At 61.9% G+C, this 26,818-nt stretch carries 26 protein-coding genes; 15 read left to right on the forward strand and 11 right to left on the reverse strand.

All coding sequences use genetic code 11. The annotated features are described in order from the left end of the window. Positions 1 to 6: 6 nt before the first annotated feature. The 4 genes from ACGYK4_RS15600 to repA all read right to left on the reverse strand — a co-directional run bounded on the left by ACGYK4_RS15600 (position 7) and on the right by repA (position 5,626). Positions 7 to 1,983, reverse strand: a complete 1,977-nt coding sequence (locus ACGYK4_RS15600; RefSeq protein WP_394457293.1) for a cache domain-containing protein — start codon at positions 1,981 to 1,983, stop codon at positions 7 to 9. A gap of 133 nt (positions 1,984 to 2,116) precedes the next feature. After that, positions 2,117 to 3,277: a plasmid replication protein RepC gene (repC, locus tag ACGYK4_RS15605; RefSeq protein ID WP_394434357.1), complete on the reverse strand. Its 1,161-nt coding sequence runs from the start codon at positions 3,275 to 3,277 to the stop codon at positions 2,117 to 2,119. 178 nt (positions 3,278 to 3,455) lie between these two features. Beyond that, positions 3,456 to 4,451, reverse strand: a complete 996-nt coding sequence (gene repB / locus ACGYK4_RS15610) for a plasmid partitioning protein RepB (protein WP_394434355.1) — start codon at positions 4,449 to 4,451, stop codon at positions 3,456 to 3,458. Further along, the gene (repA, locus tag ACGYK4_RS15615; RefSeq protein ID WP_394457294.1) at positions 4,451 to 5,626 is read right to left on the reverse strand and encodes a plasmid partitioning protein RepA; all 1,176 of its coding nucleotides are present in this window, start codon (positions 5,624 to 5,626) and stop codon (positions 4,451 to 4,453) included. The genes repB and repA overlap by 1 nt, the downstream gene beginning before the upstream one ends. 452 nt (positions 5,627 to 6,078) lie before the next feature. On the opposite strand from repA, the gene ACGYK4_RS15620 reads away from it, so the two are divergent. From ACGYK4_RS15620 to ACGYK4_RS15630, 3 genes are read left to right on the forward strand one after another with little or no spacing between them, the layout of a single operon-like run. Next, complete coding sequence (locus ACGYK4_RS15620) at positions 6,079 to 6,783, forward strand: ABC transporter permease (protein WP_394457295.1); 705 nt, start codon at positions 6,079 to 6,081, stop codon at positions 6,781 to 6,783. Then, positions 6,780 to 7,493 carry an energy-coupling factor ABC transporter ATP-binding protein gene (locus ACGYK4_RS15625; protein WP_394434349.1) on the forward strand — a complete coding sequence of 238 codons (714 nt, stop codon included), beginning with the start codon at positions 6,780 to 6,782 and terminating at the stop codon, positions 7,491 to 7,493. Before ACGYK4_RS15620 ends, ACGYK4_RS15625 begins: the two co-directional genes overlap by 4 nt. Further along, positions 7,490 to 8,302, forward strand: a complete 813-nt coding sequence (locus ACGYK4_RS15630; RefSeq protein ID WP_394434347.1) for a substrate-binding domain-containing protein — start codon at positions 7,490 to 7,492, stop codon at positions 8,300 to 8,302. The genes ACGYK4_RS15625 and ACGYK4_RS15630 overlap by 4 nt, the downstream gene beginning before the upstream one ends. 42 nt (positions 8,303 to 8,344) lie before the next feature. On the opposite strand, the gene ACGYK4_RS15635 is transcribed toward ACGYK4_RS15630, so the two are convergent. From ACGYK4_RS15635 to ACGYK4_RS15655, 5 genes are read right to left on the reverse strand one after another with little or no spacing between them, the layout of a single operon-like run. Further along, positions 8,345 to 8,830, reverse strand: coding sequence for a DUF6505 family protein (locus ACGYK4_RS15635; RefSeq protein ID WP_394434344.1), 486 nt, complete (start codon positions 8,828 to 8,830; stop codon positions 8,345 to 8,347). Beyond that, positions 8,827 to 9,543, reverse strand: a complete 717-nt coding sequence (locus ACGYK4_RS15640; protein WP_394434342.1) for a DUF4444 domain-containing protein — start codon at positions 9,541 to 9,543, stop codon at positions 8,827 to 8,829. Before ACGYK4_RS15640 ends, ACGYK4_RS15635 begins: the two co-directional genes overlap by 4 nt. Continuing rightward, entirely contained in the window at positions 9,540 to 10,610 is a 1,071-nt protein-coding gene (gene apbC, locus ACGYK4_RS15645) for an iron-sulfur cluster carrier protein ApbC (RefSeq protein ID WP_394434340.1), read from the reverse strand. The genes ACGYK4_RS15640 and apbC overlap by 4 nt, the downstream gene beginning before the upstream one ends. A gap of 5 nt (positions 10,611 to 10,615) precedes the next feature. Further along, positions 10,616 to 10,819, reverse strand: a complete 204-nt coding sequence (locus ACGYK4_RS15650) for a DUF6494 family protein (protein WP_394434338.1) — start codon at positions 10,817 to 10,819, stop codon at positions 10,616 to 10,618. A 26-nt stretch (positions 10,820 to 10,845) separates the two neighbouring features. Then, positions 10,846 to 12,810 carry a 4Fe-4S binding protein gene (locus ACGYK4_RS15655; protein WP_394457296.1) on the reverse strand — a complete coding sequence of 655 codons (1,965 nt, stop codon included), beginning with the start codon at positions 12,808 to 12,810 and terminating at the stop codon, positions 10,846 to 10,848. 381 nt (positions 12,811 to 13,191) lie between these two features. Here ACGYK4_RS15655 and ACGYK4_RS15660 point away from each other — a divergent pair, with 381 nt between their 5' ends. The 12 genes from ACGYK4_RS15660 to ACGYK4_RS15715 all read left to right on the forward strand — a co-directional run bounded on the left by ACGYK4_RS15660 (position 13,192) and on the right by ACGYK4_RS15715 (position 24,150). Then, positions 13,192 to 13,731, forward strand: coding sequence for a DUF3305 domain-containing protein (locus ACGYK4_RS15660; protein WP_394411873.1), 540 nt, complete (start codon positions 13,192 to 13,194; stop codon positions 13,729 to 13,731). Next, positions 13,728 to 14,360, forward strand: a complete 633-nt coding sequence (locus tag ACGYK4_RS15665; RefSeq protein ID WP_394419360.1) for a DUF3306 domain-containing protein — start codon at positions 13,728 to 13,730, stop codon at positions 14,358 to 14,360. Before ACGYK4_RS15660 ends, ACGYK4_RS15665 begins: the two co-directional genes overlap by 4 nt. After that, positions 14,357 to 14,965, forward strand: coding sequence for a molecular chaperone (locus ACGYK4_RS15670; RefSeq protein ID WP_394457297.1), 609 nt, complete (start codon positions 14,357 to 14,359; stop codon positions 14,963 to 14,965). The genes ACGYK4_RS15665 and ACGYK4_RS15670 overlap by 4 nt, the downstream gene beginning before the upstream one ends. Positions 14,966 to 15,030: 65 nt before the next feature. After that, positions 15,031 to 15,243, forward strand: coding sequence for a twin-arginine translocation pathway signal protein (locus ACGYK4_RS15675; protein ID WP_394411770.1), 213 nt, complete (start codon positions 15,031 to 15,033; stop codon positions 15,241 to 15,243). Positions 15,244 to 15,344: 101 nt separating this feature from the next. Further along, a complete protein-coding gene (locus tag ACGYK4_RS15680; RefSeq protein ID WP_394457298.1) occupies positions 15,345 to 18,332 on the forward strand; it encodes a formate dehydrogenase subunit alpha in 2,988 nt (995 codons plus the stop codon). A 12-nt stretch (positions 18,333 to 18,344) separates the two neighbouring features. Further along, entirely contained in the window at positions 18,345 to 18,938 is a 594-nt protein-coding gene (fdh3B, locus tag ACGYK4_RS15685; protein WP_067266580.1) for a formate dehydrogenase FDH3 subunit beta, read from the forward strand. 67 nt (positions 18,939 to 19,005) lie between these two features. Beyond that, positions 19,006 to 20,205: a formate dehydrogenase subunit gamma gene (locus tag ACGYK4_RS15690; RefSeq protein ID WP_394457299.1), complete on the forward strand. Its 1,200-nt coding sequence runs from the start codon at positions 19,006 to 19,008 to the stop codon at positions 20,203 to 20,205. Between the two features lie 34 nt (positions 20,206 to 20,239). Next, positions 20,240 to 20,365, forward strand: coding sequence for a hypothetical protein (locus ACGYK4_RS15695; protein ID WP_259950196.1), 126 nt, complete (start codon positions 20,240 to 20,242; stop codon positions 20,363 to 20,365). Positions 20,366 to 20,382: 17 nt separating this feature from the next. Continuing rightward, positions 20,383 to 21,738, forward strand: a complete 1,356-nt coding sequence (locus ACGYK4_RS15700; RefSeq protein ID WP_394457300.1) for a sigma-54-dependent transcriptional regulator — start codon at positions 20,383 to 20,385, stop codon at positions 21,736 to 21,738. A gap of 244 nt (positions 21,739 to 21,982) precedes the next feature. Further along, positions 21,983 to 22,741, forward strand: a complete 759-nt coding sequence (locus tag ACGYK4_RS15705) for an amino acid ABC transporter substrate-binding protein (RefSeq protein ID WP_394457301.1) — start codon at positions 21,983 to 21,985, stop codon at positions 22,739 to 22,741. A 3-nt stretch (positions 22,742 to 22,744) separates the two neighbouring features. Continuing rightward, positions 22,745 to 23,419, forward strand: coding sequence for an amino acid ABC transporter permease (locus ACGYK4_RS15710; RefSeq protein ID WP_394457302.1), 675 nt, complete (start codon positions 22,745 to 22,747; stop codon positions 23,417 to 23,419). Then, on the forward strand, positions 23,416 to 24,150 hold the full coding sequence (locus ACGYK4_RS15715) for an amino acid ABC transporter ATP-binding protein (protein WP_394457303.1): 735 nt from the start codon (positions 23,416 to 23,418) through the stop codon (positions 24,148 to 24,150). Before ACGYK4_RS15710 ends, ACGYK4_RS15715 begins: the two co-directional genes overlap by 4 nt. Before the next feature lie 251 nt (positions 24,151 to 24,401). Here the strand turns inward: ACGYK4_RS15715 and dctP are convergent, their stop codons facing one another. Further along, on the reverse strand, positions 24,402 to 25,490 hold the full coding sequence (gene dctP / locus ACGYK4_RS15720) for a TRAP transporter substrate-binding protein DctP (RefSeq protein ID WP_067266589.1): 1,089 nt from the start codon (positions 25,488 to 25,490) through the stop codon (positions 24,402 to 24,404). A 19-nt stretch (positions 25,491 to 25,509) separates the two neighbouring features. After that, on the reverse strand, positions 25,510 to 26,805 hold the full coding sequence (locus ACGYK4_RS15725; RefSeq protein ID WP_067266597.1) for a TRAP transporter large permease subunit: 1,296 nt from the start codon (positions 26,803 to 26,805) through the stop codon (positions 25,510 to 25,512). Positions 26,806 to 26,818 lie beyond the last annotated feature (13 nt).

A 26,818-nucleotide genomic window follows, 5' to 3' on the forward strand; every position in this document is an offset into this window, starting at 1 on the left:
TGAGCATCACGGGCGTTTAGGGGGGCCTGCATCATCGGGGGTTTGCGGAAGCCAGACGGAGAAGGCCGCACCCCCTTCCGCCCGATTGCAGACCGTGATGATCCCCCCGGCCCGCTGGATCAGCGTCTGAGAGATCGACAGGCCCAAGCCCGTCCCCTCCCCCGGTTTGGTGGTAAAGAAGGGATCGAAAAGCGATCCGAGCAGCGCCTCAGGCACCCCCGGCCCACTATCATGGACCGACAGCGCCACACCGGCTACGCCGTCGCGATCCTCAACCCCAAGGTACAATGCCAGCCGCCCTGCCCCCTGCATCGCTTGCACGGCATTGACCACAAGGTTCACCACGACCTGCTGTATCTCGCCCGAGTCCGCGCGAACCGGTGGGACCTCTTCAAGGTCGCAGTGCACCTCGACCCCGCCCCGGCTGATCAGATGATCGACGAGTACAAGGCAGTCCTGCACCAAGGGGCGCAGGGAGATATTATGTTCACAATCGGAAAATTCAGACGGGGCGGCGAACTTGAGCAATTTGCCGACAATGACCTCAATCCGGGACAGTTGCCTGTCGATCAGCCCCAGTTCCGTGACCACCGGCGCGGCATCCGCCCCGAGGGTCTCCCGGATGACATCGACATTACCCATGATCACCGCGACGGGGTTGTTGATCTCATGCGCGACCCCTGCTGTAATCTCTCCGATGGAGGCGAGCTTCTCGCTCATCACCAATTGGCGGAAGGTCTGTTCCAACTTCTCATTCGCCTCGCGCAACTCGGCGGTGCGCTGATCCACCCGCTGGTTCAGCTCATCGTTCCAGCTGCGCAACTGCCGATCACGTTCTTGAACCTGCTCCAGCAACCAATCGAGGTGATGCGCCACCGCCCCGATCTCATCCCGTGCAGGCACTGCGCCGATCCGCGCCGAAAGTTCCCCCTTGCCGACGCAGTGCATGACCTTTGTCATCCGTTCGAGCGGTGAAAAGATACCGCGTGCCAGCCAAAGGAACACCGGCGCCGACAGCGCCAGCACGGCAAAGAAAGCAGCTAGCATCCACCAGAACGCCTCCCGCTTCGTCTGTGCAAAGGGTGCTTCGAGAAAGCCGACGTAAAGCATCCCTACCCGCTCGCCGAAACTATCCGTGATCGGCTGGTAGCCAGAGATGTACCAATCGTTCACCACGAAGGCCCGGTCGAGCCAAGTGCGCCCCTCAATCAACACGGCCTCCCGCACCTCTGCCGAGACCCGGGTGCCGAGGGCGCGCACATCTTCGAAAAGGCGCACATTGGTCGAGACGCGCAGGTCATCTAGGAAAAGCGTCGCCGTGCCCTGCCTGTCCCCACCGGTCACCGCATTGAGATACACGAGGTCATTGATCGTATCGATAAAGTCGAGGTTGCGGTTCAACAGCATCCCGCCGACCAAGACCCCCTGCCTGCCGTCCAAGTTAACCGGGCTCGCGGCGTGAACCACCATGCCGCGATCTTCGATCTTTCGGTCCGTGGGCACGGCGGCGGGCGTATCAATCACCGGGACCTGCGCGCGAAGCACGAGGGCGTCGTTCAACCTTGTCAGCCGTGCGTTGCTGAATACATCGATCTCCGCTCCGCTTTGACCACGCGCGGCGCGGGCGATCACCGGCCAATCCTCTCCGTCTTCGACGGCGACGTCGATGGGGAGGAATTGCAGAAAATCCAATCCCAGCCGGTCCTGTGTTACAGCAAAGAAAGCCGCTTGTTCTGCCGTCGGGCTATCAAGCTGCCGGGCGAATTCAACGGACCCCGCGACGGCGTCCAACTCATTCCCCGTCTGCGCCAACAACCGCGCGAGATACTGGTTGGCGATCCTCAGCTCGCTTTCAACATTCGCGATGAGGACTTCGTCATAATCTGCCGTCCAGCGGGACATGCCCAGAACCAACAGAAGCGGCATCAGCACAATGAGCGGTGTGAGCGCGAGGATAAGCAGGCGGAGGCGAACAGAGGTCATGGGTTTTCCCGGAGAGCTTCACCTAAGTTAGCCGTTGCGCCTAAGAGGGTGAAGCATATGGAGGGATTTTGCCCGCTATAAGGCTCAATTTCTCAAATTGCCAGGCGCCATTTAACCTAAGCTACTGTAAAACCTATGCTTTTCGAATTGTCAGCTGACAATTTCGTCGGTTTGCCAAGGCTGAGACCATCGGACCAAGGGAAAAGGCACCATTTCGGGCCATCTGCGTCAAACGCCTCAGATAAGCTCCGGGGCTACGGATTGTCGCGGCTTTCTCAAGCAAGCAGAGCACCGTTACCGCAGCGCTCTCCGCGCCCATGTCTCGTTTTGCCTCATTTAACACAGGCGGGTCAATCCCCAGCATCGGTGCAATCCGGTCTCCGACCCGCACAAGGTCTCCCCAGTTTCCCATCGCATCCGGGAAAAAACTGCGAGCCTCTGTGCAGGCGTCCACGACATCCGCGAATGATACGCCTTCTTCTTTCTCAGAATAATCAGGTTCGGCTTTGTCAGCCGTACGAGAGGCCATATCACCGTTGCCGAGCTCTTCAGAGTCAAAATAGGATTTATCTGAATCCTGTATGTGCCGCTCATTTTCGCCGTCGTTGGCGCTCATTTGATCCGTAAGCGGGGCAGGGGGGACGGGTGCTGTTTCGCCTACAGGTTCTTTTCCACGGGCATTTTCAAGGCTCCCGCGCAGCGCCTTCTCAAGCTGAGACAACGCCATTTCATCCGGTTTGCGCCGCAGAACCCGGCCCGCCTCATCAGCCAATCCCTCGCCGCAACCCTCACGGATCAGCGCATGGCGGAGGACCAGCACGCGGTCCCTCAGCGCCTGCAAGCGCTCCTGCTCTGCCTCGGCTGCTTGAGCTGCCGTCTCAATCATCGTTGCCTGAACCACAAGAGGGGCGAGGTCAAAGCCAAAGGCCAGCGCAATCGCGCCACCTTGGTTTCGCGCAAAACGCTTTCGGTTAGGGCTATCGTGCCGCGCAATAAGGCCCACACGGACCAACTGCGCCAGATGCCGCCTCAGAGTGCTCTCCGGCATACCGTGAAGCCGTTCAGAGAGCCGGGCGTTTGAGGCAAATACAATGCCCGCCGCACCATCTGGAATATGCCGGCTTGGTAGGAAACTCAGCAAAGCCTTCAATACGGTAAGAGTGCGGTGCGACAGCTCAAAGGCCTCTGCCGCGGTTGTCAGCCGGTCGAGCAAAGCCCATTTGTCCGGCCCCTTGCATTCCACTTGGGTAGCCGATTTAGGCCGCCCGAACGCAGTTCGGAACGTGTTTTTCATTTAAAATCACGAAAGACAACAAAATACCGGCCCTATCCCAGCGGGTAGAGTTGACATCGATAAATCTTTGGGGCTATCTCGAAGGTGCAAAGTTTGAGAAGGGCCTTCCGGGATTTATCCTGGGGGGCTTTTCTTTTGTGGTCTTGGATGTGCCTCCTGTTGCTACTTCCTCAATGTCTCACGCGCGGGTCTTCTGCCAGCGGTCGTGAATCTCCTGCAAAAGCTCTTCTGCATGGGCATCGAGCCATTTATCAAAACCCTCCGCTGCGCGGGCGGGCACGGTGACCGTGACACCGCGTTTGCCGCTGCGAATGTCCGCCAGTGCTTTGCCATCTCGGCTCCGCAGCGTTCGGGGCTTTGCCGATGGGGCAGGGGAGGCGGCTGACTTTTCTGGGATCGCTGAGGCCTCGGCGAAAATCGCCTCAAACCGTTCATCCGAGGTGAACCTTTCCCAATCGGGCCGCGCCATTCGTTTTACTGCCCGTTCTTTCGCGCTCGGTTGTTCAAACAACTTGACCAGCGCCATCCAGCGATCACGCCCGATGGATGGCGCCGACCCGATCTGCCGCAGAAAGGGCAAAGCGAACGCATGGCCGACCTTAAGCATCCGGCTGACCATTGGCAGGTCGATCGAAAGCGCATCCGCAATTGTCTGCCGGTCATGCCCCCCCGCATCGAGCTGAGCCGCAAAACTCGCTTTCTCGATGAAAGAGAGATCCTGACGGGCCGTGTTCTCTTGGCCCTGCGCCATTACCAAAGCGTGGTCATCCAATTGACGCACCATCGCTTTAACCGGCATCCCAAGCGCTTTCAGAGCCTGAAGTCGCCGCCGCCCGTAGACAATCTCGAACCGTCCCGGGGTTTCCGGATGCGGCCGAACCAGAACCGGGACCTGCTGGCCATAGGTCTTTAGACTGTCATGAAGCTGTTTTTGTGACTGCGTATCAGTCCCTAAGCGGTCTTCGATGCCGGCCATATCAATCAGGCTGCCGTCCAATTCTTGAACTGCATTCTCTTGCATCCGGTTCAGTGAGGACTGAAGCGCCCCAACAGCCCCGCGGGGCATAAGGCTAGGCTTGTTCCGGCTCTTATTCGGCTCTAACACGGGTGTTTTCGGCGGCTCCGTCTTTGGAGATTTCGCCGGAGCAGATGATAGAATACCTTTACGTGCCATTACCGCCCCCATGCTTTTTGGATCATGCTTTCGATCTCATCATTCACAAGATTGAGTGAATCCACCGCGCGGTCATAGGTCGTCCGATGAAACTGCGACCGGTCAACCTCATAGATTGTCTGATGGGTTAGTCCCGCGTCAGAAATCGCGGTGGATTTCAGCATCGGGGCCACCATGACTTCCTCGTCAAAGAGTTGCCGCAAAAAGGATAGAACCTGCTGCTGCGGCCCGTCATTCGGCTCGTAACGATTGATGAGGAAGCGCAGGAAGTCGAACTCCATGCTTGCCCCCGCGTTAGAGACGACATCGAGCAGATCGGCGCTCATCTGAAGGAATTGCGACATCGATGCGACGTCGAGCATGTTTGGAACTACTGTGATCAACACACCCGTCGAAGCGCAGAGCGCCGACATGGTCAGATAGCCCAATTGCGGCGGGCAATCGAAGATCACCACGTCGTAATTCTGCTCTACATCCTGCAAGGATGTCGCCAAACGCGCGAAAAACGGTGGCTGCGTGTTGTTAAGCAGTGCTTGAGGCGTTTCATGCTCGAACTCCTGCAGCATCAATCCGCCCGGGGCCAAATCAATGCCGGTAAAGAATGTGTTTTGGATCACATCGGCCAAGGGGACGGGATCATCATAGCGGATCGCATCATAAATGGTGCCAGAATTCAGGAAATCATACTCAGGCCGATAGCCAAACAGAGTTGTTAGAGACGCTTGCGGGTCGATATCGACACAAAGCACACGGTAGCCTTTAAGGGCCAACCGCTGTGCCGCGTGGATCGCGCTCGTGGTTTTGCCGCTACCGCCTTTGAAGTTCAAAAAGGACAATACTTGCAGTTTGTCCCCTTCACGCCGGCCGCGTTGGTAGGCGCCGCGCGTTTTGGCGGTGGATTCCAATGTCCGTCGGATCGACAGTAGATCGTCCGCACTGTAGTGCCGCCGCCCGCCCGGGGTGGTCTGGACATCGACGATCTTATTGTCGAAATGGAGTTTGCGAAGGAAGCTCGTGGAAATGCCAAGCAATTCAGCTGCTTCCCCGGCGGAGAAGCGGCGCAACTCCTTGCGCGCGTCGGGCGCAAAGACCTTCAGCATGTGACTTTCCAACGCCTCGGAAAGCGTTTCCGCATTACGGCGGATCCGTGTATTGATGTGTACCGTGTCCGTCACATCTGCCCTCGCTCTCAGTAACGCTATTATTCGGTAGCGCTTTTGTTTCCGTTACTTAATGCGATTGGAGCGAAGCTTGCAATAGATTCTTGCGGAAGGAGAGGGCCAGGCGGCGTTAATTATCTGGGACATAGGCAAAGATAGAATGCCTCGTTCTGCGAAAGTGATTGTAAATAAACAATAAAACTATTCTTGCGGCGAGAGGCCCTTGGCAACCACGAGTTAGCCCCACGGGCGCGTTCGCTCCGCCTTATTAGAGCCACATCCTTCCTTTCGCGGGAATCACAGGCGGGTCATCTTGACCTTATGTCCTTCTGAGCGAGGTAAAATCAAAGCCAGCCTGTCTTCCTAGGTAAATTCACGCCCATAGGCTCTGGCGCCCGAAGGATAGTCCTGCCACTCTGCGCGGGCGATGGGGCCGCGGGCTCCTATTCGGGGGAGGCCTCCGCGAGATGGTCGATATTTGGAGCGGTATGACGCAGGCCTTTTGGCTTGTCTTTACCTTCGATGCCGAGCTGGTGGAGATCGCCGGCCGGTCCCTTCGTATCACCCTCTCTGCTTTGACTGTCGCCTGCCTGATCGCGCTGCCCCTCGCCGCTTTGGTCGCCGTCAAACGGTTCCGCGCAAGGCGGTTGGTCATTGCGATATTGAACGCGCTCATGGGGCTGCCGCCGGTCGTGGTGGGGCTGATCGTCTATGTGGTTCTCTCCCGCTCCGGGCCGCTTGGGGTGTTCGGACTGCTCTTCACCCCCACGGCGATGATCATCGCCCAAGTGATCATTATCGTGCCCCTGATTGCTTCCATCGCGCATCAGTCGATCCGCGAGCTTTGGCAGGAATATCATGACCTTCTGATTTCGATGAATGTCACGCAGGGCCAGAAAATACGGACACTGCTCTGGGACTCGCGCCGCGCGTTGCTGACTGCGGCACTTGCGGGGTTTGGCCGCGCGATTGGTGAGGTCGGAGCGATCATGATCGTCGGCGGCAATATCGACCATGCGACGCGTGTGTTGACCACGGCCATCGCGCTTGAAACCGGGAAGGGGGAGTTCGCCCTCGCGCTCGCCCTTGGGTTTGTGCTGATCGGGCTTGCGGTGGCGGTGAACCTCGCCATCCATTGGCTGGGCCGGACGGAGCGGGAGGGCCGGTGGTGACGCAACTTTTCCCGATGCAAACCAAAGCGATCGAAAGCCGCAGGCGGGGGCAGCGGCTGGTCGGGCCGATCGATCTGACGCTGGACGGGCAGGGCGCTACGGTTGTGATGGGGCCGAACGGCGCAGGGAAGACCACGCTGCTACAGCTGCTGCACGGCACCGCCCGGCTCTCGGCCGGAGAGATCGAGTGGGCTTGCTCGACCGAGGAGGCGCGGCATCACCAAGCATTTGTCTTTCAGCGCCCGGTCATGCTGCGGCGGACGGTGCTTGAGAACCTCATCTACCCCTTGCTCCTGCGCGGCGTGTCAAAGGCCCACGCTCGAAAAGAAGCCGAGGAATGGGCCAACCGCGTCGGGTTAGAGCCGCTTTTGGGCCGCGCGGCCCCGGTGCTCTCGGGCGGTGAGCAGCAAAAGCTGGCCCTTGCCCGTGCACTGATCTGCAAACCCAAATTGCTGTTTCTGGATGAGCCCTGTGCCGCATTGGACGGGCGCGCGACGCGAGAGATCGAGGCGATTTTGCAATCGGCGAAATCGACCGGCACGCGGCTGATCCTATCGACACATGACCTTGGCCAGGCCCGTCGCTTGGCCGATGACGTGTTGTTTTTGCTGGGGGGCCGTCTGCATGAGGCCGGTCCCGCAAATGTGTTTTTCAACCGACCTGAGACCGCAGAGGCTCAGGCATTTCTAAGAGGAGATATCGTAGAATGAAACATTGGATGATCGGCGCAATTTCCGCGCTGGCGATGAGCAGTGCCGCGCAGGCCGCGGATGTGATGAAGATGGCGGTGACCACCTCGTTCAACAACTCGGGCCTTGCGGACGTGCTCCTGCCCGAGATCGCGGCGGACCTCGATCTGGACGTTCAACTGTTGGTCGTCGGCACCGGCCAAGCGATCAAACTGGGCGAGGCGGGCGACGTGGATGCGATCCTCGTCCATTCGCGCAAGGCGGAGGAAGCCTTTGTCGAGGGCGGCTTTGGCAGCCACCGGACCGAGATCATGTATAACGATTTCGTCTTCATCGGGCCGAAAGACGATCCGGCGAGCATTGAAGGGTCTGAGGCGGCCACGGCTGCCTTGGGCGCAATCGCCGAGGCGGAGACTGCCTTCGTGAGCCGGGGGGACGACAGCGGCACCCATAAGAAGGAACTGTCGCTCTGGGCCGAAGCGGGCCTTGACCCGGCGACGTTTGGGGATTGGTACAACGCTGTCGGCGCGGGCATGGGCGCCGCGCTAAACACCGCGTCGGGGATGCCCGCCTATGTCATGTCAGACCGCGCGAGCTGGCTGAACTTCGGAAACAAAGGCGATCTGGCGCTGCTCTACGCGGGCGATCCGGTTCTGTTTAACCAATATGCCTATCTGCCGGTGAATCCCGAAATGCATGGGCATGTGAAAAACGAACTGGCCTTGAAGTTGGAGGATTGGCTGACATCAGACCGCGCGAAAACCTTGATTAATGACTACAAGATCAACGGTGAGACGCTCTTTGTCTTCAACGCGGCAGACGCTGAATAGCCTTTGTTAGAGACCATCCGCGCCTGCCGGGGCGCGGGTGGTTCATTCGGGCAGATCGCCGTGGATGGCGAATTGCTCGAGCCCCGCGTCCTGCGGCTGGATCATGCGGAAGCTTTCGCGCACGCCCGCCTCGGTCAACTCGCGCGCCACGGTGAGCAGGCAATTGGGCGCGTGGTCGGCGCAGAGATCGGCCATCTGCGCAAGTTCCTCTTTCGCCACGGGGCGCGCGGCATCGACCGAGGGCGCGCCGTAGTATGTCACGAAATGCTGCGCCAGCAGTGCGGCGAGGGTCTCGACCTCGGCCTCTTCGATCTGCGTGACGGCGACGAAGGTGACGCGGCCGAAGGTCTCTAGCCCAAGCCAGCCGTTGGCGAAGGCTTGGCGCGCCTTGCCGGTCAGATCGCCTTCGGTCCAGTCGGAGAACTCGAAACCGCCCGAGATGCACCATTCGCCGGTGCGGGCGGGGGAGGCGAAGACGTTGCGGTCGCTTTCGTCGAAATGGATCGCGCGGGCGAGTTTCAGGGTCATGGGGCGGGCTCCAATAGGGTGGTGAGCGGGATGAGACGGGTGGTCTCTCCGTCGCGCAGTAACATGCCGAAATCCTCGTCGACACCGATGAATGTACCGCTTTGGCCCTGCACGGTCACCTGCGTGTCGAGGTTGAAGACCAGCCCGCGCCATTCATTATGCAGCGCTTTCGGGCCGAGGTCTTCCCAGCGGTTGATCCAATGCATGCTGTGCCGCGCCCAGGATTCCACGAGGGCAGGGGGCTGGACCTCGGCGCAGCCTTCGGCATAAAGCGCGGTTTGATCGGGGGTAAGACCGGTTTGAGTCATCTTGGGATCGTCGGCGGGGTAGAGCGGCAGGGTGAAGCCCACGACGAGCCAGTCGGGCACCGTCTCAGCGTCACTCGTGGACGCCACCATGCGAAAGCGGCCACAGGAAGCGCAGTTAAGGCGGATGCCGCCGTCCCAGTCGAGCTGCACCGCCACCTCAGGCGGCGACAGCGCGCCGAGTGCATTTTGGAAGCCCACCCCGCAGAGCGGCAGCATCGCCACGGCGCGCGCCAGCGGCACCTCGGGGGCGAAGACCAGCGCGGCCTCGATCTCCGTCTCGCCCAACCGGTAGCAAATCAGCCCCGCGTCGCAGCCCTCGGCCGCGCGGGCGCAGGCGGCGGCGAGGGCATCGCCCGTCACCGCCTCGCCCGACATCAACGGGGGAAAGGACAGGTCTTCGCTCATGCCGCGCCGCTGTCGACCAATGTCTTGGCGATGACGTGGAAAGCCGCGGCCTGCTTGCTGTCGGGCTGGCTCACGGTGATCGGCGCGCCGCCGTCGGAGGCAAGACGGATCTGCAGGTCGAGCGGCACCTCGGCGAGCAGCGGCACGCCCCATTTCTCGGCTTCGGAGGCGACACCGCCGTGACCGAAGACATGTTCCTCGTGACCGCAGTTCGAGCAGACATGGGTCGACATGTTCTCGATCATGCCGAGGATCGGCACCTTGAGTTGGTTGAACATGTCGATGCCCTTACGGGCGTCGATCAGGGCCACATCCTGCGGGGTAGAGACGATCACCGCGCCGTCGACCTGCGCCTTTTGCGCCAGCGTCATCTGCACGTCGCCGGTGCCCGGCGGCAGGTCCACGATCAGCACGTCGAGCGCGCCCCATTGCACCTGCGTCATCATCTGCTGCAGCGCGCCCATCAGCATCGGCCCGCGCCAGACCACGGCCTGATCCTCGTTCGTCATGAGCCCGATCGACATCATGGTGACGCCGTGGTTGCGCATCGGCAGGATGGTCTTGCCATCGGGCGAGGCCGGACGGCCCGAAACGCCGAGCATCCGCGGCTGGCTGGGGCCGTAGACATCGGCATCGAGCAGGCCAACCCGCCGGCCTTGCGCGGCAAGCGCACAGGCGAGGTTCGCCGAAACCGTGGATTTGCCCACGCCGCCCTTGCCCGAGGCCACGGCGATGATCCGCTCCACACCGGGGATCTTCTGCGGGCCCGAAGGCTCCGCTTTGCGCTGCGGCTTGAGGTCCGGGGGCGGAGCCTTCTCGCTGTGGCCGGTCAGCACGATGGAGACCTTCGAGACCCCCTCGACCTGTGCCAGCGCGGCTTCAGCCTGCGCCTTGGCCTCCTCGTAGGCCTTGGCCTGCGCGGGCGGAATTTCCATCACGAAACGCACCGCGCCCGCGGCGTCCACGTTGAGCGCGCGCATCACGCCGCTGGCCACGATATCGGTGCCCGTGGCCGGATCGGTCACGGTCTTCAAGGCGGTCAGGACCGCGTCTCTGCTGGCAGTCACGTCGCTTATGCCTCGTCCTTGTCCGCGCCGGCGATGGTGCCGTCGATGGTATGTTCCAGACCCAGTTCGGGGATCGAGATCACGGCCTTTACCGGGAAGGTTTTGCCGCTCGTGTCATGCTCGCGCATGGCCTTTTCGATGGCCTGTTGCGAGGTCACGCCGACCTGCTTGAGAAACTTGCGCATCGACATGTTGAAGTCTTCGCTCATGGGGGGCTCCTGTGCTTGAGGGCGGCCTAGTGGTCGCGCCGTTTGGAGAGGTAATCGTCGGTGGTGCGGGGACGGGGGCGATCGCCGCCTGTCATCGGGTTATTGGTGCTGTGATACTGCGCATTGATGCGGCAGTCATCGCACATCTGGATCATCCGCAGCTTGGCCTCGTCGGCAAACATGGAATGGCTGCGCAGCTTGTCGGTGATCCGCTCGACGGTGGATTTCACGCCGAAGAGGCTGCCGCATTCCACGCAGGCAAAGGGTTCTTCCTCGTTAAGCACACGCTGGCTCAGCGCCGCCTCGGTCAGGTCGAGGCGCGGCGCGAGGGTGATGGCATCCTCGGGGCAGACATTGGCGCAGAGGCCGCATTGCAGGCAGGCGTCCTCCTGAAAGCGCAGCTGCGGCAGGTCCGGGTTATCGCCAAGCGCCCCCGAGGGGCAGAGCGAGACGCAGGAAAGGCAGAGCGTGCAGGCGTCCTTGTCCACGAGCACGGCACCGTAGGGGGCGCCGGCGGGCAGGTCCAGCACCTCGGCTTCGGGGTTCAGCGCGCGCGCGGATTGGCGGGCAATCTGGCGGCGGCTGCCCATGGGGCGCACCGGCTGGGCGACGGGGGCAGAGGCCGCGCCATCGTAGAGGATGTCGGTCAGCGCCTCGGGGTCGGGCGTGTCGATGAGGGACATCCGCGCCTCGCCCGCGATGGCGCGGGCCAGCGCGGTCTGGGTCTCGATGGCATCCCGGTCGGCCTTGGGGCCGAGGAGCAGCGAGACTTGGGCGAAACCGGCGGCGAGGGCGGCAAGCGCTTCGGCATGGCCGAAGGCGGCGAGCGCGTCGAGCTCTATCGGCACCACGTCCGCCGGCAGGCCGCGGCCGTGGCGCGCGGCGAGGCGGATCATCTCGGCGCCGTGGGCATCGTGGACTAGCAGGCGCGGTGCTTCGCCGCCCGCTTCGAGATAGGCGCGCGCCAGCGTCTGGACCCGGCGCATGGTGAAATCCACCGGCGGCGCATCATAGCTGATCGCGCCTGAGGGGCAGGCAGAGGAACAGGCGCCGCAGCCCGCACAGATCATCGGATCGACGGTGACGTGATCGCCGTCGGGCGTGATCGCGCCGGTGGGGCAGAGGTCGAGGCAGGCAGTGCAGCCTGTTTGCCCGGCGCGGGAATGGGCGCAGAGCAGCGGCTCGGTGCGGACATAGAGCGGCTGCTCGAAGGTGCCGGTCAGATGCGAGGCCGCCAGGATAGCAGCGGCGACAGCGGGCGGATGGCCGGGATCGGCGCGCAGGTAGCCTTCGCGTTTTTCGTGCGCCGGGAAAAGCGGGGTCTCGCCGCGCAGATCGAGGATGATGTCGCATTGGCTGCGGGCGCCGTCGCGCGGCTCGGTCCAGTTCAGCGGACCACGGCCGCGCGGATCGACCTGCCGCAGCGCGTCGATCACCAGCTCGAACTGGCCGAGCGCTCCCTTGGCGCGGCGCAGTTTGCCTGAGATGAGGTCGAAGTCGCGGACCTCGGGCAGATTGTCTTCGGCCTCAGTCACCGCATCGTCCATCAGAAGCGTGACGCTGAGGTGGTCCTTGAGCTGCGCCGCCGCCTCCAGCGCTGCCGGGCCGCGCCCTATGATCAGGCAGAGCCCTTCGGAGGCAACATCGATGGTTTTCTCAGCTGGAACGTCCAACAGCGCTTCCGTCGCGAGGGCGGACATTTTGGGTAGTTTGTCCCGGGGGTCATCGGACCATCCGGCCCGGTCGCGCAGGTCCAACAGGGGGGCAGGGGGCAGGCCCAATTCCTCGGCCAATTCGGTAAAGACCCGCTCTTCTTGGGTGCAGCATAAAATCGCATCGCCCGCGGTGAGCGCCTTGGCCGCGCGGTCGATCTGGGTGGTGCAAAGGGCCGAACAGGGGGGGGAGACCGCCAAACCGCTACGCTCGGCCAATGCATCGGAATCGATACGCTGCGACCCTGCGCAATCGCATGTTATCAATGTCTTGGCCATGAATTTTCCCTTATCTCGCCCGTCAATCCGCGGCCTCTCCGGCGGCGGCTGAGGCCCCAAGCTAGACGGGATTTGCCACCCCCTACAACCGAAATTCGCCCCGCGACCGCGTCGCGACAGGGGCGATCGGCGGGGCGGCGCGGCTCCTTGCCGCCCGGGTGATTCGATATCGGCGATTTGTCGGTTTTCCGATCAAAATACTCAAGTTAGACAAATAGGCCGAGGCGCCATTGACGGGCAGAACCGGCGGGCCATCTTGTCTCGAAAGCCGGGTTTTTCGGGCCTCGGCGCGGATTAGCGCTTCCCCCGGACCGGGCTTTCCGGCGAAGGTCTTCGAAACGGAGGAGCGACTTGATTCACAACCCGACAATGTATCGGACGATGCCCTTGGGCATTGTGCTGCGGCGCGCGCCGGGGGTGACCCGTTGGGCCAAGTGGAGCTGGAAAGCGACCGCCGTGCTGCCCGGTGCCGGGGAGGCGGATTGGCGTGAGCTGCGCCGCGAAGGTGAGATCGTCGAATACCACGCCGCGACCCTCAAGCTTGAACTGCACGGGGCCGAGACCGAGGCCTATGTGCACGGGCTGGGCGCGGATGTGCCATGTGTCTATGTCGTCATGCGCCCCATTCCCGGCGCGACAGACCGTCCCTTCAAACTCGCGCTGGTTACCGCTTCGCCCTATGAGGCGCAGGACTATTGCGACAGCGCCGAAGAGGTCGTGGAAAAGGTCGCGATGACGCCGGGGCTGATCGCATGGGTGCAGGAATTCGTCGAAGAGTTCCATCAAGAGGAAGCCTTCGTCAAACGCCGCCGGGATCGTCTGCGCACCGATCGAAAGCAAGACGGTATCGGCGACCCGCGCATCGAAAAGCCCGCTGACATCTACGCCTCGCCCGCGTTGAAACGAAAGCGTCTGGCATGAGCGGTTTCTGGCAAAAGCGCCGCGCCGCCGTCGCCGCCGAGGCGGAGGCAGAAGCGCGCCTTCATGAAGCCCGCGCCGCTGCCGCCGAAGAGGCCGCATTGGCCGAACGCAGCGATGATGATCTGCTGGCCGAGTTCGACCTGCCCGCGCCCGAGGATCTGGTAAGCGGCGAACAGCTGCGTGCCTTTCTCAAGGCGCAACTGCCGCAACGGCTCAAGACCCGTGCGCTGCGCAGCTTTTGGAAAACCAACCCGGTGCTCGCCTGCCTTGACGGGTTGAACGATTATGACGACGACTACACAGCGGCAGCCACCGCTGGAAAGCCGGTCAACACGATCTACAAAGTGGGCCGGGGCATGGTCGCGAAGGTCGAAGAGGTGCTGACCGCCGAGGCCGACGCGCCGGAAGAGGTGGCTGAGGCAGAAGCGCCCGCGCTGGCACCGACCCATGATGTCGTCGTGCCGGGCCCGCGCCGGACCGAAACGGCTCTGGCTCAAGACGCACCTTACGAGGCGCAGATGGTGACCCCCGAAGAAGACGCCGAGGCGCAACCTGCGCCGACCCACCGCCGCATGCGGTTTCACTTCGCCAGCGATCTGGCACAGGACATGGAAGGTAGCAGCGCATGACCCAATTGGCCGCAACGCCCCTGCCCGAAGAAGACCGCCTGCGCGCGGACCTTTACAACTTCATGGGGCTGATCCTTTCCGGCCCGCCGGATCAGATTCTGCTGGACCAATGTGCCGCCCTGTCGGGCGACGACAGCGAATTGGGGCAGGGGTTCAAAGCGCTCTCCAAACTGGCCGCCAAGACCAAACCCGCGGGGGCCAAGAGCGAGTTCAACCGGCTCTTTATCGGTTTGGGCCGGGGCGAACTGTTGCCCTATGCCAGCTTCTACCTCACCGGCTTTCTCAACGAAAAGCCGCTGGCCGCACTGCGCCAAGACATGGTCGCACGCGGCTTGGAGCGGGCGTCGAATGTGTTCGAGCCCGAAGACAACATCGCCTCATTGATGGAGATGATGGGCGCGATGATCGCAGGCCGTTTCTCGGCCCCCGCCACGGTGGCACAGCAAAAGACATTCTTTAACCGGCATATCGCCCCCTGGGCCGGCCATTTCTTTGCCGACCTCGAAGGCGCGAAAAACTCGGTCTTCTACGCCCCTGTGGGCAAGATCGGCCGCGCCTTCATGCAGATTGAGGCCGAAGCCTTCCGGCTGAGCAAAGACGACTAGACCAAGCGGGATGAGACAGGCGGGGCCGCGCGCCCCTGAACAAGAGACGTAACAGGAGAGAGAAGATGACACGCAAGCCAGAGGGAACCACCGACACAGCCGTTCGCAAGGATCGGCGCGACTTCCTGAAATTCGCGGGCAGCGCCGCGCCTTTGGCCGCCGTCGCCGTGGCCACCACCGGGACCGAGGCCGAAGCGGCCAAGGCGCCCGACCTGTCGTCGGACCGTATCCAAGACACCGAACACACGCGCGCCTATTACGCCGCTGCGCGGTTCTGACCAGATAACCGGGGCGCGGCCCCGAAAATTGGCAGGGCGACAACGCCCGCCGTTCAATAGCCACCTCAGGCGGGGCCAGCCCGCGCATAGGGAGTGAAGATATGTTGAGGAAAAAGACCAATGGGGTCGCGCGGTCTGCGCAGCGGACAGGCATCTTGTCCGATGTGGCGCGCAGCGGTATTGACCGGCGCGCGTTCCTGCGCGGCTCGGGCCTTGCCATCGGTGGACTTGCCGCAATCGCGGGCACTGCGGGCAGCGTGCAACAGGCCAGCGCCGCCACCGCCGCTGTCAGCGGTAAGATGGAAATCAAGAAATCCGTCTGCACCCATTGCTCGGTCGGTTGTACCGTCATCGCCGAAGTGTCGGACGGTGTTTGGCTGGGTCAGGAACCCGGTTGGGACAGCCCCTTCAACCTCGGCGCGCATTGCGCCAAGGGCGCTTCGGTCCGTGAGCACGCCCATGGCGAACGCCGCCTGAAGTACCCGATGAAGAAGGTCGGTGGCGAATGGCAGCGGATCTCTTGGGATCAGGCGATCAATGAGATCGGCGACAAGATGCTGTCGATCCGTGACACCTCCGGCCCGGATTCGGTTTACTGGCTGGGCTCGGCGAAACACTCCAACGAACAGGCCTATCTGTTCCGCAAGTTCGCGGCCTACTGGGGCACCAACAACGTCGACCACCAGGCGCGGATTTGTCACTCCACCACCGTGGCGGGCGTGGCGAACACATGGGGCTACGGCGCCATGACCAACAGCTACAATGACATCCACAAATCCAAGGCGATCTTCATCATCGGCGGCAACCCCGCCGAGGCGCACCCCGTCTCGCTCCAGCACGTGCTGAAAGCGAAAGAGGAAAACAACGCGCCGCTGATCGTTTGCGACCCGCGTTTCACCCGCACCGCGGCCCATGCCGACGAATATGTGCGCATGCGTCCCGGTTCGGACGTGGCGCTGGTCTGGGGCATCCTCTACCACATCTTCGAGAACGGCTGGGAGGATGAGGAGTTCATCCGCACCCGCGTCTGGGGCATGGATGAGATCCGCAAGGAAGTCGCCAACTGGACGCCCGACGAGGTCGAGCGCGTCACCGGCGTGCCCGGCTCCCAGCTTGAGCGCGTCGCGCGCACGCTGGCCAACCACCGTCCCGGCACCGTGATCTGGTGCATGGGTGGCACACAGCACACCAATGGCAACAACAACACCCGTGCCTACTGCATCCTGCAGCTGGCCCTTGGCAACATGGGCACCGCGGGCGGCGGCACCAACATCTTCCGCGGCCACGACAACGTGCAGGGCGCCACTGACCTTGGCGTTCTGGCCGATACGCTGCCGGGCTACTACGGTCTGTCCGATGGCTCTTGGGCGCATTGGGCGCGTGTTTGGGGTGAGGATCTGGAGTGGATCCAGAGCCGTTTCGCCGCTTGGACCGATGGCGCAGGCGAAGAGCAGCGCATGATCAACCTCACCGGCATCCCGGTGTCGCGCTGGATCGACGGCGTGCTTGAGGATCGTGAGAACCTCGAACAGCCCGACAACACCAAAGCGATGGTGCTCTGGGGCCACGCGCCGAACTCGCAAACCCGTCAGGGCGAGATGAAAACGGCGATGGAGAAACTCGACCTCTTGGTTGTGGTCGACCCATACCCCACCGTTTCCGCCGTTCTGCATGACCGGACCGAAGACACCTATCTTCTGCCGGCCTGTACGCAGTTTGAAACCTCCGGCTCGGTCACCGCATCCAACCGCTCGCTTCAGTGGCGCGAAAAGGTCGTGGAGCCGCTGTTCGAGAGCCTGCCCGACCACACCATCCTCTATAAGTTCGCCAAGAAGTTCGGCTTTGAAGATCGCATGTTCCGCAACATCGAGGTGAATGGTGAAGAGCCGCTCATCGAAGACCTGACGCGCGAGTTCAACAAGGGCATGTGGACCATCGGCTACACCGGGCAGTCGCCCGAGCGGATGAAGATGCACATGCAGAACCAGCATACTTTCGACAAAACCACCCTGCGTGCCGTTGGTGGCCCGGCGGATGGCGATTACTACGGTATGCCGTGGCCCTGCTGGGGCACGCCCGAGATGAAGCACCCCGGCACCGCGAACCTCTACGACATGTCGCTGCCGGTGGCCGATGGTGGCCTGACCTTCCGCGCGCGTTTCGGCGTGGAGCGTGATGGTGAAAACCTGCTGGCCGAGGGCGTTTATTCCAAAGGGTCCGAGATCAAGGATGGCTATCCCGAATTCACCATGCAGATGCTGATGGATCTGGGTTGGGACGGTGACCTGACAGCGGATGAGCGCCGCATCATCGAAGCGGTCGCCGGCTACGAAGCGCCACAAAACGCGGATGACGGGCAAGCAGAAGTCGGCGAAACCTCGCAGCAGGGTGAGATCGATTCCGATTATGTGGCCCAAGTCGGCGGCATCAACTGGAAGACCGACCTGTCGGGCGGCATCCAGCGGGTGGCGATCGCGCATGGCTGCGCCCCCTTCGGCAACGCCAAGGCCCGCTGCGTGGTCTGGACCTTCCCCGATCCGGTGCCGAAACACCGCGAGCCGCTTTATTCCAACCGGCGTGATCTGGTGGCGGATTATCCGACCTATGACGACAAGACCTTCTGGCGGGTGCCGACGCTCTATGCGTCGATCCAAAAGAACGACTTCTCGCAGGAATTCCCGATCATCCTCACCTCCGGCCGTCTGGTCGAATATGAGGGCGGCGGGGATGAGACCCGGTCGAACCCATGGCTGGCCGAGCTGCAACAGAACATGTTCATTGAGATCAACACCCGTGACGCCAACAACCTCGGCGTGCGCGACGGGTCCGATGTCTGGGTCGAAGGCCCGGAGGGCGGCAAGATCAAGGTGATGGCGATGGTGACCGAACGTGTCGGCGAGGGCGTGGCCTTCATGCCCTTCCACTTCGGCGGGCACATGGGCGGCGTCAGCCTGCGGGATAAATACCCCGATGGGGCCGACCCGATCGTGCTGGGCGAAAGCACCAACACCGTGCAGACCTACGGCTACGATTCAGTCACGCAAATGCAGGAGACCAAAGCGACTCTCTGCAAGATCATGCCAGCGTAAGGAGACAAGAGAATGGCAAGAGCAAAGTTTCTCTGCGATGCCGAGCGCTGCATTGAATGCAACGCATGTGTAACGGCTTGTAAGAACGAACACGAGGTGCCTTGGGGCATCAACCGCCGCCGCGTGGTGACCATTCAGGACGGCCAGCCGGGCGAACGCTCGATTTCGGTCGCCTGCATGCACTGTTCGGACGCGCCCTGCATGGCGGTCTGCCCGGTGGATTGTTTCTACCAGACCGACGACGGCATCGTGCTGCACTCCAAAGACCTCTGCATCGGCTGCGGCTACTGCTTCTACGCCTGCCCCTTCGGCGCGCCGCAGTACCCGCAGGCCGGCAACTTCGGCAGCCGCGGCAAGATGGACAAATGTACCTTCTGCGCCGGTGGCCCCGAAGAGAACCACTCCCAAGCCGAGTTCCAGAAGTACGGTCGCAACCGGATCGCGGAAGGCAAGCTGCCGATCTGCGCCGAGATGTGTTCGACCAAGGCGCTGCTGGCCGGTGACGGGGACATGGTCTCGGACATCTACCGTGAGCGCGTGGTCGCACGCGGCTTCGGCTCCGGCGCTTGGGGCTGGGGCACGGCTTACGAGCAAAAGGGCCAGTAACGGCTTTCGGGGGCGGCCTGAGCGGGCCGTCCCTTTTCTCCATATCTGTCTAGCCGGGGGATTTCCCATGCTGCGCCACCTGATGGCTCTTTTCATTCTCGCCTTGGCCGCGCTGCCGGTCAGCGTCACGGCGCAGGACGTGCGCCTGCCTGAGAACGCGACCCCTTCGGCCATCGACCGCGCCAGCACCGGCGGCGCGCAGAACTTGGCCGATATCGAACGACGTCAGAATGGCGCAGAGATCGACGATGGGTTCCGGCGCAACAATCTGGGCGGCGATGCGGCCACGGTGCCAAGCCTTGGCCCGCTCGGCGGACGCTCCGACCCCGACCTGTGGCGTGGCATCCGCTATAACGAATTGCCCGTGCGCGTGAGTACGATGAACAAGACGGGCCGCGTCCTTGTTCAAGACAACGGGATGTGGTGGCAGCAATTCCGCGAAGGCCCACTTGCGACCTATGGCGCTTGGCTGCTCGCCGGGACGCTGGCCGTGCTGCTGCTCTTTTACCTTCTGCGGGGCCGGATCCGCATCGAAGGCGGCAAGGTCGGGCGCACCGTCACCCGCTTCAAAGCCATTGAGCGTTTCGCGCATTGGATGCTGGCGGGCTCGTTCATCCTGCTCGCGCTGACGGGCTTGGCCACGCTTTTTGGCCGCAAGGTCGTCATCCCTTTGCTGGGGCATGAGTTCAACTCGACCCTGTTGACCGGGTCGAAGTTCATCCACAACAATGTCTCGTGGGCCTTCATGATCGCGCTTGTCATGGTCTTCGTCATGTGGATTTGGCACAATATCCCGAACAAGACCGATTGGGTCTGGATCAAACAGGGCGGCGGTTTCATCGGTGACAAACACCCGCCCGCCAAGAAGTTCAACTTCGGCCAAAAGATCGTCTTTTGGGCCGTGATCCTGCTGGGCTTCTCGGTCTCGCTCTCGGGGCTGTCGCTGCTCTTTCCCTTCGAGATCCAGCTTTTCGGGCATACGTTCAACATCATCAATGACATCGGCATGGCCGAGGCTGCGGGCTTTGGTCCGCTTCAGGGCGATCTGACGCCGCATGCCGAAATGCAATATACCCAGCTGTGGCACGCGATCATTGGCTTTCTGATGATGGCGGTGATCTTGGGCCATATCTACATCGGGACGCTCGGCATGGAAGGCGCCTTTGACGCCATGGGCAATGGCGAGGTCGATGAGCGTTGGGCCGAACAGCACCACTCACTCTGGCTTGATGAGGTCAAACAAGACAAACGGACCCCCGCAGAATGACGGGCGGCGGCGTTCAAATCAAAGGAGTCGCGCGATGAAAGCCATGTTGGCAGGGTTTCTGGGCGTCGCGGTGATCGGCGTCGTGGCCTATTTCGGGCTGCATGAGATAGGCTTTTCCTCCGCCGAGGTCTATTCAGGTGAAAACGTCCGGTTGGACTGACACCAAAGAGGCATATCATGGCGGCAGGCGATGAATACGGCGGCACGCTCGAAGGCGCGTCGATCCTTGTGATCGACGACGAACCGGGGATGCGCCATTTCCTCACCAAGATATTGGAGTCGCGCGTCAAACGCGTGGCCCAAGCGGCTTCTCCTGCGGAGGCCACCAAGCTCTTGGACGAGGCGCATTTCGATGTGGTCGTGCTGGACAATGTCATGCCCGGCAAGACCGGACTGGAATGGGTCGTCGAGCAGCGCCGCAAGGGGTTCTACGCCGACACGGTCCTGATCACCGCCTACGCCGATCTTGAAACCGCCATTGCCGCACTCCGGGCAGGCGTGAGTGATTTCGTGCTAAAACCCTTCCGGGCGAACCAAATCCTCGGCGCGGTCTCGCGCACCTTGGATCGCAAGAACCTGCGCCGCGACAACACCCTGCTCAGGCGCGAATTACAGGGTGGCGCGGCGGTGCAGATGCTCGGTAAATCCGAGGCGCTGTCGAAAGTGCGCGGCATGCTCAACCGTCTTGCCCCGGTGCCGACGCCGGTGCTGTTCACCGGTCCCAGCGGCACGGGCAAGGAGTTGGCCGCGCGGCAGTTGCACCAGATGTCCGACCGCGCCGATAATCCCTTCGTCGCGGTGAATTGCGCCGCCATCACGCCGGACCGGATCGTGCCCGAACTCTTTGGCGCGGTGGAGGGGAACGAGACCCTGCAACCGGGGCTGTTCCTCTTGGCCGACGGCGGCACGTTGTTTCTCGACGAAGTGGCGCAGATGCCGGAGCAGCTACAGGCGGCGCTCTTGCGGGTGTTGGAAGACCAGCGCATCCGGCCCGAGGGGGCAGAGCGGGAGATCCCGCTGAATCTGCGGTTCCTATTCGCCACCAACGCCGATCTGCCCAAGGCGGTGGAAGAGGGGCGTTTCCGCGCCGACCTCTATCACCGCATGAACGTGGTTGAAGTCGCGATGCCGCCTCTCAAGGACCGGTCTGAGGATATCGTCGAACTGGCGGCGATGTTCATGCAGCAGTTTTCGACCGCGCTCGGCATGCCCGCGCTGCGTTTGGATGCGGAGACCTTGCTGAAATTGCGCCGTTACGACTGGCCGGGGAATGTGCGCGAATTGCGCAACCTGATCGAACGCTCGGTGATCCTCGGCAGCCTGCCCGAAGCCTTCGCGGGCCATGGCGCGGTCGATGGACCGCGGGCGATCGAAGACCTCGAACTGGTCACGCAGCGCCATATGCTGCACATCCTTGATCTGTCGAACGGCAACCGGGCCGAGGCCGCGCGCCGCTTGGGCGTGTCGCGCAAAACCGTAGACCGCAAGCTCGCCGCTTGGGCCGCCGAAGGGTTGGATATCGAGACGCTTTGACGGGTTAAAGCTATGCGAAACGCGCATATCCGTTCCGCATGTGGGGAATCTGCTTCGGATTCGCAGAATACCATTCTGTCACGGGCGCTGTGGTAGGGAGGATGTCCCTGCCGGGGTCGCTCGCCTAGACCCGTTATTCCATCTGAACCGATCCTGCCCGTCAAACGTTCCTGTTTTAGCGACGGTGTTGAAGCGGGCGGCGCCCGGTGACATCTGAAGCGCAAGCGTTAGAGGAGTAAATTCAATGCTGAAACAGATCGTTACCGCAACCGCGCTCGCCGCGGTCACCGGCACCGCAGCCTTTGCCCAAGACAATGACACGCTCCGCGTCGGCATGTCGGGCGGCTATTTTCCCTTCACCTTTGTGAAGCAGGACGTGCTTCAGGGGTTTGAGGTCGATGTCATGAACGCCGTCGGCGAAGAGGCGGGTTTCGAGGTCGAGTTCGAGACCATGGCATTCTCCGGCCTGATCGGCGCGTTGGACGCGGGCCGCATTGATACGATCGCCAACCAGATCACCATCACGCCCGAGCGTCAGGAAAAGTTTGCCTTTACCGCGCCTTATGTCTTTGACGGCGCACAGGTCGTGACCAAAGAGGGCAACGAAGAGATCGGCGGCGTCGAAGACCTGCGCGGCAAAACCGTTGCGGTGAACCTTGGGTCGAACTTCGAGCAGCTTTTGAACGAGCTCTCCTTCGCGGATGAGATCGAGATCAAGACCTATGAGTCCAACATCGCCCAAGATACCGCGCTTGGCCGGGTCGATGCCTTTGTGATGGACCGGGTTTCCTCGGCGCAGCTCATTCAGGAAAGCCCCCTGCCGCTGCAACTGGCGGGCAAGCCTTTCTCTGAGATCCGCAACGCCCTGCCGTTCCAAGACAATGACGAAGGCCGCGCGCTGCGTGACCGTGTCGACACTGCGCTGGAATCCCTGCGCGAAGACGGTACACTGGCCGAAATCTCGGACAAGTGGTTCGGCACAGACATCACCAAAGCGGAGTAACCCATGCGGGCGCTAGACCTTGACTACATGCTGGGGCTGGTGCCCGTCATATTGGGCTATGTACCGCTGACCTTGTTCATGGCGGTGGCGGGGATGGTGTGCGCACTCATCCTCGCCTCGCTTTTGGCGGTCGAACGGGTTGTGAAAGTGCCCGTGCTCGACTGGCTCGTGATCGTTTTCATCAGCTTCTTCCGCGGCACGCCGCTGCTGGTGCAACTGTTCCTCTTTTACTTCGGTCTGCCGCAGGTGCTGTCGTTCCTGACCAATATCAGCGGTGTGACTGCCGCCATCATGGGGCTGACCCTGCATTTTGCCGCCTATATGGCCGAAAGCATCCGCGCCGCGATCATGGGGGTGGACCGCAGCCAATGGGAGGCGGCCCAGTCCATCGGCATGACCCAAGGTCAGATGATGTGGCGGATCATCCTGCCACAGGCGGCCCGGATTGCCGCGCCGACGTTGGTGAATTATTTCATCGACATGATCAAAGGCACCTCGCTCGCCTTTACCCTCGGCGTGACCGAGATGATGGGCGCCGCGCAGAAAGAAGCCGCCGGGAGCTTTCTTTATTTCGAGGCCTATCTCGTTGTCGCCATGATATATTGGGTCATCGTCGAAGCGCTGAGCCAAGTGCAAAAGCGGCTTGAAACCTATCTGAATAAGGCGTTCGTGCGATGATCAATATCACTGGCCTGACCAAAGACTTCGGCGGCGCGCCGGTTCTGAATGGCATTGATTTGCAGATTGCCGAAGGCGAGCGGGTGGTTGTGATCGGCCCCTCCGGCACCGGCAAGTCGACCCTGCTGCGCTGCCTCAATTTCCTCGACGTGCCGCAAGAGGGGGTCATTCGCATTGGCGATGTGACCGTCGATGCCGCCAAGGCGCGCAAGGCGGATATTCTGGCGCTGCGGCGTCGGACGGCGATGGTGTTCCAGAACTACGCGCTTTTCGCCAATAAGACGGCGAAAGAGAACATCATGGAAGCGCTCGTCACGGTGCAGAAACGGCCCAAGGCCGAGGCCGAAGAACGCGCGCTTTCGGTTCTGGCTGAGACGGGCTTGGCCGATAAGGCTGACAGTTTCCCGGCGGCGTTGTCCGGCGGGCAGCAACAGCGCGTTGGCATCGGTCGCGCCATGGCGCTCGGGGCGGAACTGATGTTGTTCGACGAGCCGACCTCGGCGCTCGACCCGGAATGGGTGGGGGAGGTGCTCGACCTGATGCGCGCGGTGGCCGAGCGGAAGCAGACCATGCTGATCGTGACCCATGAAATGCAGTTCGCGCGGGAGATCGCAGATCGGGTGATCTTTATGGACGGCGGGAAGATTGTAGAGAGCGGTGCCCCGTCGGAGATTTTTGGCGCGCCGAAGGATGCGCGTTTGCAGAAGTTCTTGAAACGGGTCGAGGGGTAGGGGCCGATTTTGCCAGCGGGGCCCGGAATCAAGCCGCAGGCGCCGGGCCATCGCCTGCCCGCCCGGACGGGTAGGCGATTTGGTGAGGCTGGGTGCAACCTCGCGAAAGCACATCATGGCTGAGGGATAAAGTGGCAGCATCTAGCGTTTGATCGCCGACCCGCGGGCAGGCGATGGCCCTCGATTTTCTTCTCCAAACGCAAAAAGGCCCGCCGATGGCGGGCCTTTCCGTTTAAACCTGACGGCTCAAATCACTCCGCGCAGGCGCGGATCTTCTCGATGTCCGGTCCATTCGGCGTGCGGCCCAGGTTGAACGGAGCCGACGCGTCACGCCATTTGGCGTAGTCGTTCAGATACTCCAGCTGGCTCAGGTAAACCTTAGCGGAATCGGGGTTCTCGCAGGCGGTCTCTTCGATGGTCTCGTTGGCCATCTCCTGAACCTTGGTCAGCGTCTCGTCATCGTAGCGGTTGATTTCGATGCCCGCGTCGAGGAACTGCTGGTAGGCTTCGGTCGCGCGCTTCTCGGTGAAGGACAGCGACCAAACGAGGTTGGCCTGCGCCGCAATCTCAAGCGCTTCGCGGGTCTCATCCGACAGGGCGTCCCATGCGCCTTTGTTGATCATCACACCGAAGATCGAGGCGGACTGGTGCCAGCCCGGTGTCGCCCAGTATTTGGTGACCTGCTGGAAACCGCCCGAGAAGTCGACGTTCGGGGTCGAGAATTCCGCGCCATCGATCACGCCGCGCTCAAGCGACTGATAGATTTCGCCGCCAGCCATCGAGACCTGCGACCCGCCCAGTTTTTCCAACAGACGGCCCTGCTCCAGACCCGACAGACGCAGACGCTTGCCCTTAAGGTCTTCCAGCGTGACGATTTGCTCGTTGGTGCGGAAGCCGGATTCGTTGTTGGTCACGCCGTAGGGCAGATAGACCATGCCGAACTTGCCGTAGATCTCGTTATAAAGCTCTTTGCCGCCCCATTGCTCGATCCAGTTGACGTAGTCGACCGCGTTGAACAGGCTCGCCGTGGTCGCCAGCGGCGAGAAGGCAGAGTTGCGGCCTGCCCAGTAACCGGGCCAGTCGGCACCAGCTTGCACGGTGTTGGATTCAACCGCGCCGAACACTTCGCCCGCGGGCACGAGGGAGCCACCTTCGAAGAATTCGATGGTCAGGTCGTCGCCGGTCAGCTTGTTGGCCAGATCGACGAAATGCTTGTCGATCTCGATCAGTTCCAGCGAGGTCGGCCATGTGGTGGTCATGGTCCAGCTGTCTTGGGCCGCGGCCTGCGTGGCAACGCCCGCGCAGAGTGCCAGTCCGGCAAGGGTTGATTTCAATTTCATAATTTCTCTCCTCCGTTGATTATTTTGTATAGAGCGTTTCCGGCAGCCAGGTGACAAGCTGCGGGAACAGGGCGATGGCCACGCACATCATCAGGATCAGACCGATGAAAGGCAGTACGCCGACGATGATATGCGACGTCTTGACCTCACGCGGGGCAATGGCGCGCAGGTAGAAGAGCGCATATCCAAAGGGCGGGGTCAAAAAGGACGTTTGCAGAACCACCGACATCAGGACGACGAACCACAACAGGCTCACGTCCATCTCCTGCACGATCGGCAGGAAGATCGGGAAGGACAGCAGAACGATGCCGGTCCAGTCAAGGAAGGCCCCGAGGATGAAGACGATGAACATCATCATCGCGATCAAGAGCCAAGGCGCCATGTCGAGGTTGCGGATGATCTCCTGCGTCGCGCGCAGACCCCCGGTGATGTTGAACACGCCGGTAAAGGCCGTGGCGCCCACGACGATAAACAGGATCATCGCCGAGGTGCGCCCGGTCTCCAACATCGCGCCGTAGAAGGACGCCCAGCTGAACTTGCCGCGCATGATGACGATCACCAGTGCCAGCGCCGCGCCGATGGCGGAAGCTTCGGTCGCCGTGGCGATGCCCGCGAGCAGAGAGCCCAGAATGCCGAGGATCAGCACCAGTGGCGGCACGGCTTCGATCAGCAACATGCGCACAAGGGCGGGTTTCGAGATTTTCTCATCCGGCTCGACGGCGGGGGCCATGTCGGGCCGGACCACGGCGACGACGAAAACCCAGACCGCATAGAGCAGCCCCAGCACCACGCCCGGCACCATGGCGCCCGCGAAAAGCTCTCCCACCGAGAGGGGGGAATAAGAGGCCATGAGGATCAACATGATCGACGGCGGGATCAGAATGCCCAAACAGCCTGATGCCGCGATGACCCCGGTGGTCAGGGTCGGGCTATAGCCATATTGCAGCATCGGGCGCAGGGCCATCACGCCCATCACGGTGATCGAGGCGCCGATGATACCCGTGGTCGCGGCGAGCAGGATCGAAATAAAAACCACCGCCAGCGCCAGACCGCCGCGAATGTTCGACATCAAAAGTCGCAGTGATTCGAACATCTTATCCGTCACGCCCGAATCGGACAGGAACCGTGCCATCAAGATAAAGAGCGGAATCGCGATCAGCGTGAAGTTGTCTAGCACATCGCCGAAAATCCGGTTAATGACGATGCCCAGCACCATCGGTTTGCCGGCGATGACAGCGCCCAAAACGGCGGTGCCGCCCAGAACGAAGGCCAGCGGGTGGCCCATGAAAAGGCCCAGCAAAAGCAGGCCGAACATGGTGAGTGCAATG

This window comes from Sulfitobacter sp. 1A13368, assembly GCF_043557275.1.
Taxonomy (GTDB): domain Bacteria; phylum Pseudomonadota; class Alphaproteobacteria; order Rhodobacterales; family Rhodobacteraceae; genus Sulfitobacter; species Sulfitobacter faviae.

Bases quoted from the DNA above. Each gene is read 5' to 3' on its own strand.
- ACGYK4_RS15600 (WP_394457293.1), bottom strand. From the start codon at position 1,983: ATGACCTCTGTTCGCCTCCGCCTGCTTATCCTCGCGCTCACACCGCTC.
- repC (WP_394434357.1), bottom strand. From the start codon at position 3,277: ATGAAAAACACGTTCCGAACTGCGTTCGGGCGGCCTAAATCGGCTACC.
- repB (WP_394434355.1), bottom strand. From the start codon at position 4,451: ATGGCACGTAAAGGTATTCTATCATCTGCTCCGGCGAAATCTCCAAAG.
- ACGYK4_RS15620 (WP_394457295.1), top strand. From the start codon at position 6,079: ATGGTCGATATTTGGAGCGGTATGACGCAGGCCTTTTGGCTTGTCTTT.
- ACGYK4_RS15630 (WP_394434347.1), top strand. From the start codon at position 7,490: ATGAAACATTGGATGATCGGCGCAATTTCCGCGCTGGCGATGAGCAGT.
- ACGYK4_RS15635 (WP_394434344.1), bottom strand. From the start codon at position 8,830: ATGACCCTGAAACTCGCCCGCGCGATCCATTTCGACGAAAGCGACCGC.
- ACGYK4_RS15640 (WP_394434342.1), bottom strand. From the start codon at position 9,543: ATGAGCGAAGACCTGTCCTTTCCCCCGTTGATGTCGGGCGAGGCGGTG.
- ACGYK4_RS15650 (WP_394434338.1), bottom strand. From the start codon at position 10,819: ATGAGCGAAGACTTCAACATGTCGATGCGCAAGTTTCTCAAGCAGGTC.
- ACGYK4_RS15655 (WP_394457296.1), bottom strand. From the start codon at position 12,810: ATGGCCAAGACATTGATAACATGCGATTGCGCAGGGTCGCAGCGTATC.
- ACGYK4_RS15660 (WP_394411873.1), top strand. From the start codon at position 13,192: ATGCCCTTGGGCATTGTGCTGCGGCGCGCGCCGGGGGTGACCCGTTGG.
- ACGYK4_RS15665 (WP_394419360.1), top strand. From the start codon at position 13,728: ATGAGCGGTTTCTGGCAAAAGCGCCGCGCCGCCGTCGCCGCCGAGGCG.
- ACGYK4_RS15670 (WP_394457297.1), top strand. From the start codon at position 14,357: ATGACCCAATTGGCCGCAACGCCCCTGCCCGAAGAAGACCGCCTGCGC.
- ACGYK4_RS15675 (WP_394411770.1), top strand. From the start codon at position 15,031: ATGACACGCAAGCCAGAGGGAACCACCGACACAGCCGTTCGCAAGGAT.
- ACGYK4_RS15680 (WP_394457298.1), top strand. From the start codon at position 15,345: ATGTTGAGGAAAAAGACCAATGGGGTCGCGCGGTCTGCGCAGCGGACA.
- fdh3B (WP_067266580.1), top strand. From the start codon at position 18,345: ATGGCAAGAGCAAAGTTTCTCTGCGATGCCGAGCGCTGCATTGAATGC.
- ACGYK4_RS15690 (WP_394457299.1), top strand. From the start codon at position 19,006: ATGCTGCGCCACCTGATGGCTCTTTTCATTCTCGCCTTGGCCGCGCTG.
- ACGYK4_RS15695 (WP_259950196.1), top strand. From the start codon at position 20,240: ATGAAAGCCATGTTGGCAGGGTTTCTGGGCGTCGCGGTGATCGGCGTC.
- ACGYK4_RS15700 (WP_394457300.1), top strand. From the start codon at position 20,383: ATGGCGGCAGGCGATGAATACGGCGGCACGCTCGAAGGCGCGTCGATC.
- ACGYK4_RS15705 (WP_394457301.1), top strand. From the start codon at position 21,983: ATGCTGAAACAGATCGTTACCGCAACCGCGCTCGCCGCGGTCACCGGC.
- ACGYK4_RS15710 (WP_394457302.1), top strand. From the start codon at position 22,745: ATGCGGGCGCTAGACCTTGACTACATGCTGGGGCTGGTGCCCGTCATA.
- ACGYK4_RS15715 (WP_394457303.1), top strand. From the start codon at position 23,416: ATGATCAATATCACTGGCCTGACCAAAGACTTCGGCGGCGCGCCGGTT.
- dctP (WP_067266589.1), bottom strand. From the start codon at position 25,490: ATGAAATTGAAATCAACCCTTGCCGGACTGGCACTCTGCGCGGGCGTT.
- ACGYK4_RS15725 (WP_067266597.1), bottom strand. From the start codon at position 26,805: ATGTTCGGCCTGCTTTTGCTGGGCCTTTTCATGGGCCACCCGCTGGCC.